Below are 17,018 nucleotides of genomic sequence, written 5' to 3' on the forward strand. Positions count from 1 at the left end.
CGCGTCGCCGGGTACAGCCGGCACAGGGCTGTGTGCGGCCTTCGATGCCCGGGTACCGGACCCGCGAAGCGTTCTACGACGACTGATCCGCCGGCCGGCCGGTGGACCGGCGGGCGCGGCTCCGGCGCTCGTACGCCGCCTGGGCCACCGCCCGCAGCCGCACGTAGAAGGGGTTGTCCTGGCTGGTCTGCCACATGTGCAGATAGATCAGCATCTGGTTGAGCACGGTGTCGTACTCGACCAGCGTGCCGGACGCGTCTCCGGCCGCCTTGCCCCAGCCGACCAGGCGGTCCTTCTGCTCGGGGGTGATCTTGGCCGGCTTGTCCTTGCCGGGCTTCGCGAAGGATTCCGCGTACCGCTCCAGTTTGTGCGGCTGAGCGCCGTAGACCAGCTTTTCCTCCAGCATCCCTCGCTGGAATTCGTCGAACTCGGGGTTTCCGGCCAGCTCCGCCTTCAGATCGCTGAGCGCCTGCTTGCGCTCGGCCGCCAGCGCCGCGACCTCCGCATCGGTCGCCCCGGACTGCACCAGCTCCATCACCGGGCTGCTGCCGAACGCCTGGTGGGCCGCGACATGGGTCAGCTCGTGGGCGATGTGCCCCAGCAGGAAGGAGGTGCCGCCCCTGGCCTGGGTGTCGACGTTGAACGTGAACGCCGGGCCGCCTCCGTCGGTGGCCGGGTTGAGCTTCATGCCCGGCATGCCGCCCTGCGGGTACTGCATCACGGTCACCAGGGGCACCACGGCCATCAGTTCCCCGATGACGGCGCGCGTCTCCTCAGGTAGCGCCGAGTCCTCACGGAGCGCCCCCAGCTTCCGGACGAAGTCGCCCATCATCGCGTGGAACCGGTCCGCGGGGACGGCCTGCGCCGCCTTCTGGGCCTCACCGGCCGGCATGCGGATGTCGAGGTCCGGGTTCTTCCCCTCGCTCATCATGCGGTCGAGTTCGGTCAGCAGGTCCCTGAAGACCGCCTCGGGGTCCAGCTGTCCCTGCGCCGCCGCGGCCTGCCGGCCGAGCTGCTGGGCGCCCCCTACGCGCGACCCTCCCTCGGCCTTGTGGGCGGCGTAGTCGCTGCACGCCTTGACGATGTCCTTGAGGGCGAGCAGCCGGGCGCCCGGTCTGGCGTCCGGCAGGACGTAGAACGCCTTGAGCGCCTCGTCCACCTTGGTGATCTCGGAGCGGCCGCGCGGCCCGAAGGACGCCGTGCTCTGTTTGAAATCGTCCTCGGTCATCATCCGGGACACCGTGATCAGCTGCGATACGGCCGCGTTGCCCATGGTGCTCTGCAGGTCCGCGAAGGTGCGAGGGCCGCGGCTGTTCCGTACGGGGGACGCGGGCGGCGTGCTGTGTGTCTGCCCGGCGCTCTCGTGGGTACGCATGGAGCCACGCTAGGTGGACGCGGGCGCGGGGCCCAGGGACGGAAGGGCACGGTGGGGGCAATACCCTTTGCCTTCAGGGAACTTACGGGTCGGAGCGCCCGCGACGACGGCCGGCCTCCGAGGCCCGCGACCGCGACGCCGAGCCGCAGAAGTGCTCCTTCACGCGGAAGGCGCTGGACGCGCCGGGTCGCTCAGTGGCCCACCGGCTCCAGGAACTCCAGCCGGTTCCCCACCGGGTCGTGGCTGAAGAAGCGCCGGTGCCCCGGCAGTTCGTCGTCCCAGCGCACCTCGGCTCCGCGCTTCTCCAGTCGCGCCGCGTATGCCTCGATGTCCGTGACGCGCAGGCCCGGGTGAGCCTTCTTCGCCGGGCGGAAGTCGGATTCGATGCCCAGGTGGAGCTGGACCGGGCCGGCCTGGAACCAGCAGCCGCCGCGGGCCGCGAGTGCGGGGGGTTTGGCGAGTTCCGTCATGCCGAGGGTGTCCACGTAGTACGTGCGCAGCATGTCCTGTGAGCCTGCCGGGGCGGCCAGTTGGACGTGGTCGACGGCGGCGATCATCACATCTCCTTGCGGGCCACGGCGAAGATCCGGCGGAACGGGAACACCGTGCCGTGCGGGCCCTTGGGGTAGGCGGTGCGGAGCTGGTCGCGGTATTCGGCGAGAAACGCTTCGCGGGCCTCGGGGCCGTCGGCGAGGGCTGTCAGGACGGGGCGCAGGCCGGTGCCCTTCACCCAGTCGAGCACCGGGTCCTCTCCGGGCAGCAGATGCAGATACGTGGTCTCCCAGACGTCGGCCGTGATCCCGGGGGCCGTCAGCGTGTCGAGGTAGGCGGCGGGACTGAGCACCGCGTCGGCGTGGCGCAGCTCGCCGGCCAGACGGTCGCGCCAGCGCGGGGACCCGGCGAGTTCCCGCATCAGGACATGGCTGGGCTGGTCGAAGTTGCCGGGGACCTGGAAGGCGAACGTGCCGCCGGGGGTGATCGCGTCCAGCCAGACCGGGAAGCGGGCGGTGTGGTCCGGGACCCACTGGAGCAGGGCGTTGGAGACGATCAGGTCGTACGGCTCCGCGGGGGTCCAGGTCGTGGCGTCGGCCTCGGCGAAGCCCAGGAGGGGGCCGGCGTGTGCCCGGGCCCGCTCCAGCATCTGCGGGGAGTTGTCGTAGCCGGTGATCCGGGCCTTCGGCCAGCGGTCGGCGAGGAGTGCGGTGACGTTTCCCGCTCCGCAGCCGAGGTCGGCGACACGGGGCGCGGGGGCGGCCGGAGGCTCGGCGATGCGGGCCAGGAGGTCGTGGAAGGGGCGGGTGCGATGGTCCGCGTGGCGCAGGTACTGCTGCGGATCCCAGGTCGGTGCGGTCATGGAACAAGGATCACGGCGAAAGTCTCTTGATGTCAAGACACTTGAATTCAAGAGACTTCATGTCGACAGACCCTCTACACTGATCCACATGGAGGACGAGGTCGACCGACTGGTCGCTGCATGGCGCCGCGAGCGCCCCGACCTCGACGTGGAACCGCTCGAGGTACTCAGCCGCGTCTCCCGCCTGGCCCGCCATCTGGACCGGGCCCGCCGGATCGCCTTCTCCGAGCACAATCTGGAGCCGTGGGAGTTCGACGTACTCACGTCGTTGCGCCGTGCGGGTGATCCTTATCAGCTGTCCCCCGGCCAGCTGCTCACCCAGACCCTGGTCACCTCGGGCACGATGACCAACCGCATCGACCGGCTGACCAAGAAGAACCTCGTCGAGCGGCTCCCCGACCCCAGCGACCGCCGCGGCGTGCTGGTCCGGCTCACCGCCGAGGGGCGCGACAAGGCCGACCAGTCGCTGGCCGGCCTGCTCGCCCAGGAGCGCGCCATCCTGGGCGAGCTCTCCACCCAGCAGCGCGGTGAACTGGCTGGACTGCTACGCCAGTTGACCGCTCCGTTCGACAACATCCCCGGCTAGGACCCGGGCCGGTTCCAGATCGACCGGGCCGACACCCGCCCGCCGGGCCAGCGCGACCGCGGCCAGCGTGGAGTGCACGCCGAGCTTCCCCAGCACGTTCTGCATGTGCGTACGCACCGTGTGCGGGGAGAGGTAGAGCCGCTCCGCCACCGCCTTGCGGCCCAGGCCCGCCACCATGCAGCGCAGCACCTCGCGCTCCCGAGGGGTCAGTGACTCGACCAGCTCCTCGCTCTCGGTGCGGTGCTTGCGCGCTGCCGTCAGCTCCCGCAGCACGCCCGTGAGCAGGGCCGGGGGCAGATGTGTCTCGTCGCGCAGCACCCCCCGGATGACCGTGAGCAGCCGTTGCAGTGAGCAGTCCTTGGCGACCCAGCCCGAGGCCCCGGCCTGCAGCGCCTGCGCGGCCCGGTGCGGGTCGTCCTTCTCGGCGAGCACCACCGTATGCACGGAAGGCCGGCCGGAACGGACCCCGGCGACCAGCGAGATGCCGTCCACCGGGCCGTTCTCACCGCTGCGCGGGACCGGTACGGGTGTCCGGCGCTCCTTCGCCGCGGCCAGGATGCCCAGTTCGGCATCGATCAGCATCACGTCATAGCCTCGCCCCTCGGCGGCCGCCCGTTCCAGACATCGCAGCGCGGCGGGGCCACTGCCCGCCGCCGCCACATCGACGTCCGGTTCGGCCGCGAGCGCCGCTGCGAGCGACTCGGCGAAAATGCGGTGGTCGTCCACCACGAGAACCCGGATACGAACCACAGGCACCCCCATGCTGCGTCTGTTGCTGGGCCACCCCCGGCCCGCCGAAGGGACGGAACGGCGCGGGTACGGCTGCCCGGATCGGGGAAATGGACCGCAGTCCCACGGCCGCCGCCGTGTTTCGACTGCAACCCGCCCCGGGCGCCGTACCCGACTGTCTCGTACCCCTGAATCAGCACCGGCCCCCACCGGTGCTGTGCATCAGGGTACGGCCGGGGCGCCGGTGCGGAAGACAATTCGCAGAACTGACAGGCTCTGCTCCGTAGGCTGTGTCACATGTTCCGTCTTGAGACAGAAGTGGACAAAGGGCGGCGCACCCTGCTCGGCCGGCGACTGCGCGAGGACAACACAGCCGGCTCCCCTGAGCTCCGCGTGCTGCGCACCGACCCCGCCGGGCAGGAACTCCCCCTGGAAGTGTGGGTGCTTGACGAGCTGGGCGCCGTCGCCGGTGGCCTGACCGGCCGCACCTGGGCGTACTGGCTTCATGTGGACCAGCTCTGGGTCGACGCCCGCCACCGCGGCTGCGGCCTCGGCTCACGGCTGCTCGCCGAGGCGGAACGGGTGGCCGGGGCCGACCGGGCCTGCACCCGCTCCCGGCTGGAGACCTGGGGTTTCCAGGCTCCGGACTTCTACCGGAAGCGGGGCTACGAGGTGAGCGGGCAGGTCGAGAACTACCCGCCCGGAATCACCGAATTCATCCTGACCAAGAACCTCAGCTGAGGCGTCGGGCACCCGCCGAAGGAACGGCGGGGAAGATCCGCGGCGCCGCGTACCCCGCCGAAACGAACGCCTCCAGCACGGACTTGGCGACCGTGTCCGCCTGCGCCTCGTCCACCAGCACGATCGCCGAGCCGCCGAAGCCACCGCCGGTCATCCGCGCACCGAGCGCCCCGGCCTCGCCCGCCGCCGACACCACCAGGTCCAACTCCGGGCAGGAGACCCGCAGATCGTCGCGGAGCGAGACGTGCCCCGCGTCGAGGACCCGGCCCGCGCCCCGCACATCGCCCGTGTCGAGCAGCGCGATGACCTGCTCCACCCGCTCGTTGTCGCTGACCACATGGCGTACATAACGCACCACGGACTCGTCGACCCCGGCCGCGGCCAGGGTGTCCAGGGCCGCGCCGAGACCCTCGTACGGCAGCTCGCGCAGCGTTCGCAGGCCGAGCGCGGCGGCCCCCGCCTCGCAGCCTGCCCGCCGCTCGGCGTACGCGCCGTCGCCGAGCGCGTGCTTGACCTGGGTGTCCACGACCAGCAGCCGCAGCCCGTGGGCGGGCAGGTCGAAGGGGACCTGGCGCTGGGTGAGATCGCGGGTGTCGAGGTACAGCGCGTGGCCCTCGGTGCAGCAGGCGGATGCCATCTGGTCCATGACCCCGCACGGCACGCCGACGAACGCGTTCTCGGCGCGCTGGCCGATGACCGCCAGCTCCGAGGCTGAGAGTCCCAGTTCGAAGAGGTCGTTCAGAGCCAGCGCGGTGACGACTTCGAGGGCCGCGGAGGAGGAGAGCCCGGCGCCGGTGGGAACGGTGGAGGTCAGCTGGATGTCCGCCCCGGTGACGGGGTGACCGGCCTCGCGCAGCGCCCAGACGACTCCGGCCGGGTACGCCGCCCAGCCGTGCCCCTGGTGCGGGGCCAGCTCGTCGACCCGGAGCCGGACGACACCGCCCGGTACGTCGGTCGAGTGGAGCCGCAGCTCGCCGTCGGTGCGGCGGGCGACGGCGGCCCGCGCGGTGTGCGGCAGCGCGAGCGGCATCACGAAACCGTCGTTGAAGTCGGTGTACTCGCCGATCAGATTCACTCGGCCGGGTGCCGCCCAGACCCCTTCGGGGGCACTCCCGTACAGCTCGGTGAAGGCGGCAGTCAGCTCACTGTTCTCGGTCATGGGGCGGTGGGCTCCTCTCGGCGGGCGAACGTCCAGGCGTCGGAGACGATTCCGGTCAGGTCCGCGCGCGACGGCGTCCAGCCGAGCCGCTCCCTGGCGGTGGTGGCGGAGGCGACCAGCACGGCAGGGTCACCGGCGCGGCGCGGGGCCGCGGTCTCGGGGACCGGGTGGCCGGTGACCTCGCGGACGGTCTCGATGACATCGCGCACCGAGAAGCCGTTGCCGTTGCCGAGGTTGCAGATCAGGTGCTCGCCCTCGGTGGCCGCGTCCAGGGCCAGCAGGTGGGCCTCGGCGAGATCGGCGACATGGATGTAGTCGCGGACGCAGGTGCCGTCGGGGGTCGGGTAGTCGTCGCCGTACACGGAGATCGACTCGCGCTGCCCGAGGGCGACCTGGAGGACCAGCGGGATGAGGTGCGACTCGGGGCTGTGCCGCTCCCCGCAACTGCCGTACGCCCCGGCCACGTTGAAGTAGCGCAGCGAGACGGCGGCCAGTCCGTGCGCGGCCGCCTCGCCGGTGATCATGTGGTCGACGGCGAGCTTGGTGGCGCCGTAGGGGTTGGTGGGCGCGGTCGCGTCGGACTCCGTGATGGGGGTGGTGACCGGTTCGCCATAGGTCGCGGCTGTGGAGGAGAAGACCAGGGTCCGCACCCCGGCGTCCCGCATCGCGGCGAGCAGCGCCACGGAGCCCCCGACGTTGTTCACCCAGTACTTCTCCGGGTCCACGACGGACTCGCCGACCTGCGAGTACGCGGCGAAGTGCAGCACCCCGTCGTAGGAGGGGTCCAGCCACTTCGCCGCGTCCTGGATGCGGCCCTCGATGAACTCGACCCCGGCCGGAACCCCCTCCCGGAACCCGGTCGAGAGGTCGTCGAGGACGGTGACCGCGTGACCGGCCTCCAGCAGATGCTGGGCGACCACGCTGCCGACATAACCCGCGCCACCCGTGACCAGGTACTTCTTCTGGGGCTTGCTCACTCGCTCGCTACCTCTCGCAGTCGCTGGGCCGCGGCCTCCGGCGGCACATCGTTGATGAACACATTCATGCCGGATTCGGAACCCGCGAGGAACTTCAGCTTGCCGGAGGTACGTCGGATGGTGAAAAGCTCCAGATGGAGCCCGAAGTCCTGCCTGCCCGGGACACCGAACGGCGCCTGGTGCCAGGCCGATATGTACGGGGTCGGCGGCTCGCCGGTGCCGAAGATCCGGTCGAATCGCCTCAAGAGTTCCAGATAGATCTGTGGGAACTCTGTGCGCGCGGCCTCGTCGAGTTCCCTCAGATCGGGGACACGGCGGCGGGGGTGGAGGTGGACCTCGTACGGCCAGTGCGCCGCGTACGGCACGAAGGCGACCCAGTGCTCGCCGCTGATGACGATCCGCGAGCCGTCCTTCTCCTCGCGGGCCACGACGTCGTCGAAGAGGTTGCGGCCGGTCTCGGCGCGGTGGGCCTCCATCGAACGGAGCATCAGCTCGGTGCGCGGGGTGACGAAGGGGTAGCCGTAGATCTGCCCGTGCGGATGGCCGAGCGTGACGCCGATCTCGGCGCCCCGGTTCTCGAAACAGAACACCTGCTTGACCTGCGGCAGCTCGGCGAGTTCGGCGGTGCGGTCGGTCCATGCCTCCAGGACCAGGGCGGCCTGGTCCTCGGTGAGGTCGGCGAACGACGCGTCGTGGTCGGAGGTGAAGCAGACGACCTCGCAGCGGCCGGAGTCACCGGCGAGTGAGGGGAAGCGGTTCTCGAAGACGGCGACGTCGTAGTCCGCCTCGGGAATCTCGCTCAGCCGGCCGTCCCGCGAGGGGCAGAGCGGGCACTCGTCGGCCGGCGGGTGGTAGATGCGTCCCTGGCGGTGCGAGGCGATGGCGACGCTGTCACCCAGGAACGGGTCACGGCGGATCTCGGACGAGGTCGAGACGGCGTCGAGGGGCCGACGGTCGACGGCGTCACGCACGGCGTCGTCACGGCTGTCGTAGTAGAGCAGCTCCCGGCCGTCGGCGAGCGTCGTAACCGTCTTCTTCACCAGGTTCCTCCAAACATAACCAAACACAATGAACCACAAGTCAACAGACGCGTCAATGACGCCGACGTGGCACATGTGAGCAGGATCTCTGGCGCCACCTGCCTGGATTTATCGGTCAAGCGATCACAATCAAACAAAGAACCCCAGGAAAAGTGTTCAGTTTTTGAACACAAGGGCGTAGTTTCCTTCGAGTTCAGTTCGCGCAACGAAGCGAGTACCCCCACATGCACTACCTGGCCGAAGGGCTTCGGCTCCCCACGAACGGGCTCGACTACACGATCCTGGCGATCTACTTCGTCGTCGTCCTCGGCATAGGTTTTGCCGCACGGGCGAGCGTGAGGACGAGCCTCGACTTCTTTCTCTCCGGGCGGTCACTCCCCGCCTGGGTGACCGGGCTCGCCTTCGTCGCGGCCAACCTCGGTGCCACCGAGATCCTCGGCATGGCGGCGACCGGCGCGCAGTACGGTGTCGCGGTCGTGCACTGGTACTGGATCGGTGCCATCCCGGCCATGGTCTTCCTGGGCCTGGTGATGATGCCGTTCTACTACCGGTCGAAGGTCCGGTCCGTACCGGAGTTCCTGCTCCAGCGCTTCGACAAGTCCGCGCACCTGCTGAGCTCCATACTCTTCGCCTTCGCCGCGATCCTGATTGCGGGCGTCAACCTGTACGCCCTGTCGATCGTCGTGGAGGCGCTCCTCGGCTGGCCGCAGTGGGTCGCGATCGTCGTCGCGGGCCTCTTCGTCCTGATCTACATCACCATCGGCGGTCTCTCCTCGGCGATCTACAACGAGGTGCTGCAGTTCTTCGTCATCCTCGCCGCGCTCATCCCGCTCACCCTGCTGGGCCTCAAGCGCGTCGGCGGCTGGGACGGTCTGACCGGTTCGCTGGAGAAGAGCCACGGCTCCGACTTCCTCTCCGCCTGGGGAGGCACCGGCATCGGCGACGCCAACCCGCTCGGCGCAAACTGGCTGACGATCATCCTCGGCCTCGGCTTCGTGCTCTCCTTCGGCTACTGGACGACCAACTTCGCCGAGGTGCAGCGCGCCCTGTCCGCGAAGAACCTCTCCGCCGCCCAGCGCACCCCGCTGATCGCCGCGTTCCCGAAGATCTTCATCGTCTTCCTGGTGATGATCCCGGGTCTGGTGGCCGCCGTTCTCGTACCGAAGATCGGCACCCCCGGCTCCGACCTGACCTACAACGACGCGATCCCGCTGCTGATGCAGGAGCTGCTGCCCAACGGTGTGCTCGGCATCGCGGTGACCGGTCTGCTGGCCGCGTTCATGGCCGGCATGGCGGCGAACGTGTCGTCGTTCAACACGGTGTTCACGACCGACATCTGGGCGCGGTACGTGAAGAAGGACCAGCCGGACGCGTACTACCTGCGCTTCGGCCGGCTGATCACGGCGATCGGGGTGCTGGCCTCCATCGGCACGGCCTTCATCGCCGCCAGCTTCTCCAACATCATGAGCTACCTCCAGACGCTGTTCTCCTTCTTCAACGTCCCGATGTTCGTGGTCTTCATCATCGGCATGTTCTGGAAGCGGGCCTCGATGAAGTCCGGCGTCTGGGGTCTGGTCGCGGGCACCACCGCCGCGATGGTCAATTACTTCGTGATCTACAAGCAGGGGATCATCGACATCCCCACCGACCAGGGCGCCAACTTCGTCTCCGCGATCGTCGGTTTCGTCGCCGGTGCGGTGGTCATGGTCGCCGTCACGCTCTTCACGGCCCCGAAGCCCGAGGCCGAACTGGCCGGTCTGGTCTACGGAACCGAGTCCCCGGACGCCGAGGAGGCACCGGCCGAGGGCGACAGCGCCTGGTACCGCAAGCCGGCCCTGCTGGGCTGGGGCGCGATCGTCCTCGCCGCCCTGTGCTACGTCCCCTACTCGTTCTGATCGGAGGAACTCACCATGTCCGACCTGCACAAGGAAGTCTCCGAACTGGAGCAGAAGTCCGCGACCGCGGCCCGTCTCTTCGACATCCGGCGGATCATCGGCGGCCTCTTCGTGGTCTACGGCGTGATCGTCACCATCGCCGGGATCAACCCGTCCGACGCGGACCTGAAGAAGGCTCAGGGCGTCCACATCAACCTGTGGACCGGCCTGGCCATGCTGGTCCTCGGGCTGTTCTTCCTGGTCTGGCTGAAGCTGCGCCCGGCGCAGGCGCCGGCCGACGGCCCGGACCCGGCGGACAGCTGACGTACCGCCTTCAGCAAGGGCCCGGCGGCATCACCCGATGCCGTCGGGCCCCTGCTTGTCCAGCGGCAGCGCCCGGTCCAGCAGCCCCGTGCGGGCCGCGAGCGCCGCGGCCTCCAGCCGGGAGCCGACGCCCAGCTTCATCAGCACCCGCTGCACATGGGTACGCGCGGTGCTCGACGCGATCCGCATCCCGGCCGCGATCAGCCGGGTGTCCTCGCCCTCGGCGACCCGGATCAGGACCTCGACCTCGCGCGGGGTGAGCATCTGCAGCAGCCGCTGCCCCTCGTCGTCCGGCGCCGCGACCGGATTGAGCAGCTCGGCGAAGGCGCCCTGGAGCAGTTGCGGCGCCACCGCGGCCTCTCCCGCTCGCGCCTTGACCATCGCCCGTTCGACGCCCTCCATGCGCTCGTCGTGCCGGACATATCCCGCAGCACCTGCCGCGAAAGCCGCCGCGATCCCGCGCGGGCTGGGCACGGGGCCGAGCACCACCACGGCCACCTGAGGGCGCTCGCGCCGGATCCGTACGATCGGGTCGAAGGCGCCGGGTTCGGCAGGTGCCGCGGTGCCGAACAGGCAGACCTCCGGAGCCCTGCTGACCACCAGCTCCGCCGACCCCGAAGTCGGCGCGGCCGCCGCGAGCACCCGGTGGCCCCGCAGTTTCAACGCCGAGGCGAGCGCCTCGGCGAGCAGTCGGTGATCATCGACCACCATGAGCCGCACGCCCATCGAGCACACCCCCATAGAACCGGCACCAGGCCCCCCGGCCCGCCCTGACCCGGCAAGCTACACGCTTGTTCGACGTTCCGGACCCCTTACCCGGCAGAAGGCCCCCGGAGTGTCGGATTATGTGCCATTCAGGGCCGCTCGACGGGCGGAAAACGATCGGCCCTGCCGGTCGAATGATCGACCGGCAGGGCCGGGTCACAGGTACTGCGTACGGATCAGCTGGTGCCGAAGGAGACGGCGAGGTAATCCCTGTCGTCCAGCGAACTCCCGCTCGGCTTGCTGAGCATCATCTGGGATATGAACAGGTGGCCGGCGGAGTAGAGCATTTCGGAGTAGTCCCCGGAGAAGCTGCTCTCCGCGTCGCGCACGGACTCCTCGCTCGGGTTCTCCATCAGCACGGTCTGCTTGAAGGTGGCGCCGTCGATGGAGACGATCTGACCGCCCTTGTCGTACGGGGGCGTCTTGTACGCGATGATGTTGCCGCCGTCCATGCGGAGCGGGAACATCGTGTAGCGCTCGCCCGCGTCGGCCCGGTCACTGGTCGGCTTGCCCGTGGTCAGGTCGAAGGAGACGATCTCGTTGGTGTCGCCGTAGTCGCCGGTGCCCTCGTGGTCCTCGGTCGGCACGTAGATGCGGTTGTTGCCGACGGCCAGTTTCCGGCAGCTCTCGACCTCGGTGGAGCGGCAGCTCGCGGCGTACTTCTCGCCGTCCGCGGCGATCCTGGTGAGCAGCTTGCCGGTGGAGGCGTCGATCGAGAAGAAGTCCGAGATGCCGCTGCCGTCACCGGCGGTGTCGCCGACGTCGGCCGCGACGACCAGCGGCTTGGTGGAGACGATGCTCGCGTAGTCGACACCGGGCGGCATCTTGTAGGAGGAGAGCGGGGCGCCGGTGGTCGGGTTCAGCGCCTGGACGACGAGCTGCGGGTCGTCGTACGTACCGCACTTGCGAACGACGGCGAGCGCCTCGCCACCGGCGTAGCCCGCGTCGTAGCAGCCGTCGGTGGAGACCTTGGGCCTCCAGCGCTCGGCGCCGGTGTTCAGGTCGAACGCCGCGCCGCCCTCGGTGCCGGCCGCGGCGACCGTGGTGCCGCTGAGCGTGATCCCGTCGTACCTGACCGGCTCGTCACCGCTGGTGGCGGCGGTCACCGACTTGCTCCACATCAGCTTGCCGGTGTTCAGGTCGATCGCACCGACCTGGTTGCACGGCTGGTACTTCTTGGCCTTGGTCGGCTTGGCCGCCTCGAAGGCGATGGCCGTCTTGTAGTCCTTGGACATGTGCCGGGAGGCGGCGCAGAGCTGGCCCGCCAGCGGGATGGACCACAGCTTGGTGCCCTTGGCCAGGTCGTAGCCGACGATCTCGTTCACGCCGGTCTTCACATACGCCTTGTCGGTCAGCCAGGAACCATCGACCGTGGTGACGTCGTTGACCTTCGGCTCCGGCAGCTGGAAGGCGACCTTGGACTTGGGGTCCGCCGGTGCCTTCTCCTTGCCGCCGCCACCGACAGCGCCGCCCTGGCCGCCGCCCTTGCCCTCGGTGGTGCCGCTGGACTGGGACGCCTTGTCCTTCTTGCCGTCGTCACCGCCGCTGGAGGAGAACCAGACGCCCGCGCCGACTATCAGCACGACGGCGACCGACGCGGCGACGATGATCTGCATCTGGGTGCTGAACTTCTTGCTCCCGTTCCCGTTCTGCTGCGGCGGGTACGGCTGCTGCATCGGGGTGGTCTGGTAGCCGTACCCCTGCTGCGGCGGCTGGCCGGGCGGCAGGCCCTGCGGGAATCCGTAACCCTGCTGCGGCTGTCCGGGCACGGGCGCCTGCGGATAGCCGTATCCGGGCTGCGGGGGCTGACCCTGCGGATAGCCGTAGCCCGGCTGCGGCGGCTGACCCTGCGGATAGCCGTAACCCGGGCCCGGCTGCTGCGGCGGGCCCGCGGGCGGCGGGGTCTGCGGGGTGCCGAATCCGCCCGCGGGCGGGGTGGCCGGCTGCTTGCCGAACGGGTCGGCGGGCGGCGGGGTCGGTGCGCCGAACCCGCCCGGCGGGGGGTCCTGCGGGGCACCGAATCCGCCCTGGGGCGGCTCGTTGGGCGGCTGGGGGGGCTGCGTCATGGCGTACGTACCTCTGGGGAAAGGGAGTTGGTGGGTCTGGGCCGTCGAAAGCCTTGGTGAGCTGTCAGTTGCCGAAGGCCATCATGGTCTTCGTCTCCAGCTCCTCCTCGTCGTTGCTCGCGCTGACCCGTCCGCTCGCGATGAAGGAACGGCCGTCCGCGTAGACGATTTTCGAGTCGTAGAAGGAGCTCTCGATCTCGGCCGTCGACACCGGGTGCCGCAGCACCATCTGCGGCGTGCCACCGGTCGGTGCGAGGGTGGCGATCCCGCCGCCCTTGCTGTATCCGGCCTCCACGTAGAGCAGCACATTGCCGCCCTCCATGCGCAGCGGCTTCACCATGCTGTCGGCCGGCGCCGCGGCCTTCCACTTGGACTTGCCGGTGTTCAGGTCGAATGCCACGACCTTGTTCGTACGGGCGGTGCCGCTGGAGTCCGGCGAGGTCGACATGTAGAACGTGTTGGCGTCGGCGGCGACACCGGTGCAACCTTCCAGGGACTTGCCGAAGATGGCGAAGGCGGTGCCGCAGTCCGGCGAGAACTTGTCGCCCTTGTCACTGACGACTCCGGAGCGGAACGAGCCGTTCTCCTTCAGCGCGAGGATGCTCCACTCCTTGTCCTTCTTCAGGGACACCACCAGCGGGCTCACCGAGTAGACCCGGTCGATCTCCCATCCGCGCTTGATCCGGTACGTCCACCTGGGCTTCCCCGTGACCGGGTCGATCTCCTGGATCTGATGCTGCGGATTGTCGACGTCATCGGTGTGGCAGCTGGAAGCGGCGATCAGCTTGGGCCCGCCGGCGAAGGCGAACGGCTGGCAGTTGCCCGGCTGCTTGCCGAACAGTTCCTTGCCGTCGCTGACCCTGTAGGCATTGGAGTTGCCCGTGCGCCCGACCGTCACGGTGTCGCCGCTGATGGCCAGCGAGATATCCGACATCATGTCCCAGAGGCCGCTCTGCTTGACCGACTTCTTCCAGCCGGCTTTGCCGGTGTCTAGGTCGATCATCTGGAGGTCCGCGCAGTCCGCCTTGTCGGTGGTGCCGTTCTCGACCCCGATGACGATCTTGCCGTCGGTGGTGGGCTGCGAGGGGGCCGCGCACAGGTCGGCGGGCAGCTTCAGCGTCCACTTCTGCTTGCCGTCGGCCACGGAGTAGCCGGAGATCGCGCGATACATGCCCTTGACGACGGTGTCGCCGACGACCCAGGGGCCGTACACGTCCGAGCCGTTGCGCGGCAGGTCGACGTCGTTCTTCTGCAGCCAGAGAACCTTCGCCTCGCCCTCCTTGCGCCCGGCGTTGAGGTTGTCATCGGCCTCGCGGCCGTCGCCGTTGCCGTTGCCCTCGTTGACGGAGGGCGAGCTGCTCGGCTTGGCGTCGCCGCTCTTCTCCGCGATGGGCTTCTTGTCGTCGTCGCTCCCGCTCGTGGCGATGAAGATGCCGCCGCCGATCACCAGGAGCGCGACGGCCGCGGCGCCGATCATCAACGCGGGCTTGCGCTTGGGGGAGTTGCCGCTGCCCCGACCACCGGGGTCGCCGGGGGCCGGTGCGCCGGGGTACTGCTGCTGCGGGTAGCCGTAACCGGGCTGCGTCGGCTGATCGTACGGACCGGGCTGCTGCCCGTACGGACCCGGCTGCTGGTTGTACGGACCGGGCTGCTGGGCATACGGGCCCGGCTGCTGGTTGTACGGGCCCGGCTGCTGGGGGTAGCCGTAACCGGGGGCCTGGCCCGGTGCCTGACCGGGCGTCTGCGGGTAGCCGGAGCCGGGCGGCGGGGACTGCGGAGCGGGCGGCGGGGTCTGCGGCGGACCGCTCGGCGGCGGACTCTGGGGCGGCTGAGGACTCCCCTGCGGCGGCTCCTGCGGTGCGCCGAAGCCTCCCTGCGGCGGTTGCTGGCTGGGCGGCTGGGTCATCAGCACGTCCCCCCTTCGTGCGGTCCGGTGCCCGTTCCGTTCTCCCCCGCGATTCCATGGAGCGCCACGGGGCCGAAACCCCCTGAACTTCCCGGAAAGGAGCGAATCAGGCATGGATCCCGCGGCGTTACGTCAGTCGAGCGGGGCTTCTTTGTACCACCCGCGAGACCTCGGGCACCGGGGCGGTCCGCCCCCTGTTCCCAAGGGAGAACCGCCCCGTGATGCCTCCGTTACGCCTCGGACCGTCAGTTGCCGAAGACCGCCAGCGACTTCGCCCGCTTCTCGTCCCCGTCCTCGATCCCGCTGAGGCTCGTGCTCAGGAGGAGGGAACGCCCGTTCATGTAGGCGACCCGGGTGTCGAAGAGCGCGCGCTCGGCCTCCGCCCCGGCAGCCGGGTGCCGCACCACCATCTGCGGTGTGCCGCCGGTCGGCGGGAGGGACGCGATGCCGCCACCCTTGTTCTTCGCCGCCGACAGGTACATGAGCAGCCTGCCGCCCTCCACCCGCATCGGCATCAGGGTCTGCCCGGCGGGGGCGGCGGCCTTCCACTTCGTCTGCCCGCCGGCCAGGTCGAAGGCGACGACCTTGTTCGTGGGGTCGGACTCACCTGGCTTGGTCGCCAGATAGACCGTCTTGTCGTCGGCCGCCACCCCGAGGCAGTTGTCGAGGTTCCTGCCGTCGGAGGCCACGTCGGTGTCGCACTGCGTCTTGTAGTTCTCGTCGCCGCCGACCAGTTGGGAGCGGTAGGTGCCGTCCGCGTTGAGCATGATGATCGCCCATTGGTCCCCCTTGTTCAGGGAGACGACCAGCGGGCTGACCGAGTAGAACTGCGCGATCTCCCAGCCCTTCTTGACCTTGTACTTCCACAGGACCTTGCCGGTGGCGGGGTCGATCCGCTCCACCAGCTGTTCCTTGTGGTCGTCGGCCGCGGTCTGGCAGCTGGCCGCGGCGATCGCCACGGGGCCGCTCGCGAAGCCGAACGGCTGGCAGTTGCCCGGAAGTTGCCCGAAGAGCACTTTGCCGTCGCTGACCCGGAAGGCGTCCGTCCTGGTCTTGCGCCCGATGGTCACGGTGTCGCCGTTGATCGCCATCGCGGGGTTGGAGAGCAGGTCCCAGGCACCCTGCCGCTTGAACGTCTTGTACCAGCCGGCCTTGCCGGTCGTGAGGTCGACCATCTGGAGCGCGCTGCAGACCGCCTGGTCGCCGTGACCGGTCTGGATCCCGAGGACGATCTTGCCGTCGGCGGTGGCCTGCGAGGGGGCCGCGCACATGGCGGACGGCAGGCGCAGGCTCCACTTCTGGCTGCCGTCGGCGACGGAGTAGCCGGAAACGGTGTGGAACATCGCCTTGACGACGGTGTCGCCGACGATCCAGGGGCCGTACACGTTCGCGCCGTTGCGCGGCAGGTCGACGCCGCCCTCCTGGAGCCAGAGGACCTTCGCCTCGCCCGGCTTGCGCTTGGCGTTGATCCCGTCGGCCTCGGCACGGAGGTCGCTCGGCCCCTGATCCTTGCCCTTGTCATCGGGCTTGCCCTTGCCGGTGGACGAGGCGTCCGGCTCGGGGCCGGCGCTCTTCTTCGCCGTGGGCTTCGTCTCGTCGCCCCCGCTCGTGGCCAGCCAGACACCACCGCCCGCCAGCAGCACCACCGCGAGCACGGCACCGACGACCGCCCCGCGCCGGCCCCGGAAGAACCCTCCGCCGCCGCTGCCCGCGGGGCCACCGGGCTGCGGTGGCGACGGCACACCGTAGGGACCGGGCTGCGTCGGTGCGTCGTACAGCCCCGGCTGCGACGGCACGCCGTACGGGCCGGGCCGGGTGGGCGCGTCGTACGGGCCGGGCTGAGCTGGCGGCGGCCCGTACGGACCGGGCGGCTGCGTGGGCGGGCCGTACGGACCCGGCGGCTGTGTGGGAGGCCCGTACGGACCGGCGGCCTGGCCCGACGGCTGGGTGGGAGGCCCGTACGGACCGGACGGGGGATCGTACGGAGCCCCGAAGCCCCCCTGTGGCGGTTGCTGGCCGGGCGGCTGGGTCATCAGCACGTCCCCCCTTCGTGCGGACGGGTCCGGCTTCCGCGCCGGGCAAGGCTTCTTTCTATCACCCGTCCCACGAGCCCCAGCCGTCA

At 69.8% G+C, this 17,018-nt stretch carries 15 protein-coding genes; 4 read left to right on the forward strand and 11 right to left on the reverse strand.

Annotated features, from left to right (window positions below; translation table 11 throughout):
• Positions 1 to 73: 73 nt before the first annotated feature.
• The 3 genes from ACFVYE_RS10745 to ACFVYE_RS10755 form a co-directional block, all read right to left on the reverse strand.
• Positions 74 to 1,375 (reverse strand): hypothetical protein, encoded by a 1,302-nt coding sequence (locus tag ACFVYE_RS10745; protein WP_383973006.1) that lies wholly within the window; start codon positions 1,373 to 1,375, stop codon positions 74 to 76.
• Positions 1,376 to 1,566: 191 nt separating this feature from the next.
• On the reverse strand, positions 1,567 to 1,932 hold the full coding sequence (locus tag ACFVYE_RS10750; RefSeq protein WP_383973004.1) for a VOC family protein: 366 nt from the start codon (positions 1,930 to 1,932) through the stop codon (positions 1,567 to 1,569).
• The gene (locus ACFVYE_RS10755) at positions 1,932 to 2,729 is read right to left on the reverse strand and encodes a trans-aconitate 2-methyltransferase (protein ID WP_389605059.1); all 798 of its coding nucleotides are present in this window, start codon (positions 2,727 to 2,729) and stop codon (positions 1,932 to 1,934) included. Before ACFVYE_RS10755 ends, ACFVYE_RS10750 begins: the two co-directional genes overlap by 1 nt.
• An 88-nt stretch (positions 2,730 to 2,817) precedes the next feature.
• On the opposite strand from ACFVYE_RS10755, the gene ACFVYE_RS10760 reads away from it, so the two are divergent.
• The gene (locus ACFVYE_RS10760; protein ID WP_382945813.1) at positions 2,818 to 3,315 is read left to right on the forward strand and encodes a MarR family winged helix-turn-helix transcriptional regulator; all 498 of its coding nucleotides are present in this window, start codon (positions 2,818 to 2,820) and stop codon (positions 3,313 to 3,315) included.
• Here the strand turns inward: ACFVYE_RS10760 and ACFVYE_RS10765 are convergent.
• Entirely contained in the window at positions 3,274 to 4,077 is an 804-nt protein-coding gene (locus ACFVYE_RS10765) for a LuxR C-terminal-related transcriptional regulator (protein ID WP_383973000.1), read from the reverse strand. The genes ACFVYE_RS10760 and ACFVYE_RS10765 overlap by 42 nt on opposite strands.
• 264 nt (positions 4,078 to 4,341) lie before the next feature.
• Here ACFVYE_RS10765 and ACFVYE_RS10770 point away from each other — a divergent pair, with 264 nt between their 5' ends.
• Entirely contained in the window at positions 4,342 to 4,785 is a 444-nt protein-coding gene (locus ACFVYE_RS10770) for a GNAT family N-acetyltransferase (RefSeq protein WP_383972998.1), read from the forward strand.
• Here the strand turns inward: ACFVYE_RS10770 and galK are convergent.
• Genes galK through galT form a run of 3 tightly spaced genes read right to left on the reverse strand, consistent with a single transcriptional unit; the run spans position 4,778 to position 7,961 of the window.
• A complete protein-coding gene (galK, locus tag ACFVYE_RS10775) occupies positions 4,778 to 5,944 on the reverse strand; it encodes a galactokinase (protein WP_389605062.1) in 1,167 nt (388 codons plus the stop codon). The genes ACFVYE_RS10770 and galK overlap by 8 nt on opposite strands.
• Positions 5,941 to 6,921: a UDP-glucose 4-epimerase GalE gene (gene galE, locus ACFVYE_RS10780; protein ID WP_389605064.1), complete on the reverse strand. Its 981-nt coding sequence runs from the start codon at positions 6,919 to 6,921 to the stop codon at positions 5,941 to 5,943. Before galE ends, galK begins: the two co-directional genes overlap by 4 nt.
• Positions 6,918 to 7,961 carry a galactose-1-phosphate uridylyltransferase gene (gene galT / locus ACFVYE_RS10785; protein ID WP_383972992.1) on the reverse strand — a complete coding sequence of 348 codons (1,044 nt, stop codon included), beginning with the start codon at positions 7,959 to 7,961 and terminating at the stop codon, positions 6,918 to 6,920. The genes galE and galT overlap by 4 nt, the downstream gene beginning before the upstream one ends.
• Before the next feature lie 224 nt (positions 7,962 to 8,185).
• On the opposite strand from galT, the gene ACFVYE_RS10790 reads away from it, so the two are divergent.
• Together ACFVYE_RS10790 and ACFVYE_RS10795 are read left to right on the forward strand one after the other, a co-directional pair.
• On the forward strand, positions 8,186 to 9,856 hold the full coding sequence (locus tag ACFVYE_RS10790) for a sodium:solute symporter family protein (RefSeq protein WP_383972990.1): 1,671 nt from the start codon (positions 8,186 to 8,188) through the stop codon (positions 9,854 to 9,856).
• Between the two features lie 15 nt (positions 9,857 to 9,871).
• Positions 9,872 to 10,159, forward strand: coding sequence for a hypothetical protein (locus ACFVYE_RS10795; RefSeq protein WP_383972988.1), 288 nt, complete (start codon positions 9,872 to 9,874; stop codon positions 10,157 to 10,159).
• Positions 10,160 to 10,189: 30 nt separating this feature from the next.
• On the opposite strand, the gene ACFVYE_RS10800 is transcribed toward ACFVYE_RS10795, so the two are convergent.
• From ACFVYE_RS10800 to ACFVYE_RS10815, 4 genes are all read right to left on the reverse strand, one after another.
• Positions 10,190 to 10,885: a response regulator transcription factor gene (locus ACFVYE_RS10800; RefSeq protein ID WP_389605066.1), complete on the reverse strand. Its 696-nt coding sequence runs from the start codon at positions 10,883 to 10,885 to the stop codon at positions 10,190 to 10,192.
• Positions 10,886 to 11,100: 215 nt separating this feature from the next.
• Positions 11,101 to 12,990 (reverse strand): PQQ-binding-like beta-propeller repeat protein, encoded by a 1,890-nt coding sequence (locus tag ACFVYE_RS10805; protein ID WP_383961697.1) that lies wholly within the window; start codon positions 12,988 to 12,990, stop codon positions 11,101 to 11,103.
• 64 nt (positions 12,991 to 13,054) lie between these two features.
• On the reverse strand, positions 13,055 to 14,896 hold the full coding sequence (locus tag ACFVYE_RS10810) for a PQQ-binding-like beta-propeller repeat protein (protein WP_389605069.1): 1,842 nt from the start codon (positions 14,894 to 14,896) through the stop codon (positions 13,055 to 13,057).
• A gap of 245 nt (positions 14,897 to 15,141) precedes the next feature.
• Positions 15,142 to 16,929 (reverse strand): PQQ-binding-like beta-propeller repeat protein, encoded by a 1,788-nt coding sequence (locus ACFVYE_RS10815; protein ID WP_383961692.1) that lies wholly within the window; start codon positions 16,927 to 16,929, stop codon positions 15,142 to 15,144.
• Positions 16,930 to 17,018 lie beyond the last annotated feature (89 nt).

Origin of the sequence: Streptomyces sp. NPDC058239, from assembly GCF_042882185.1 — a bacterium.
GTDB lineage: Bacteria > Actinomycetota > Actinomycetes > Streptomycetales > Streptomycetaceae > Streptomyces.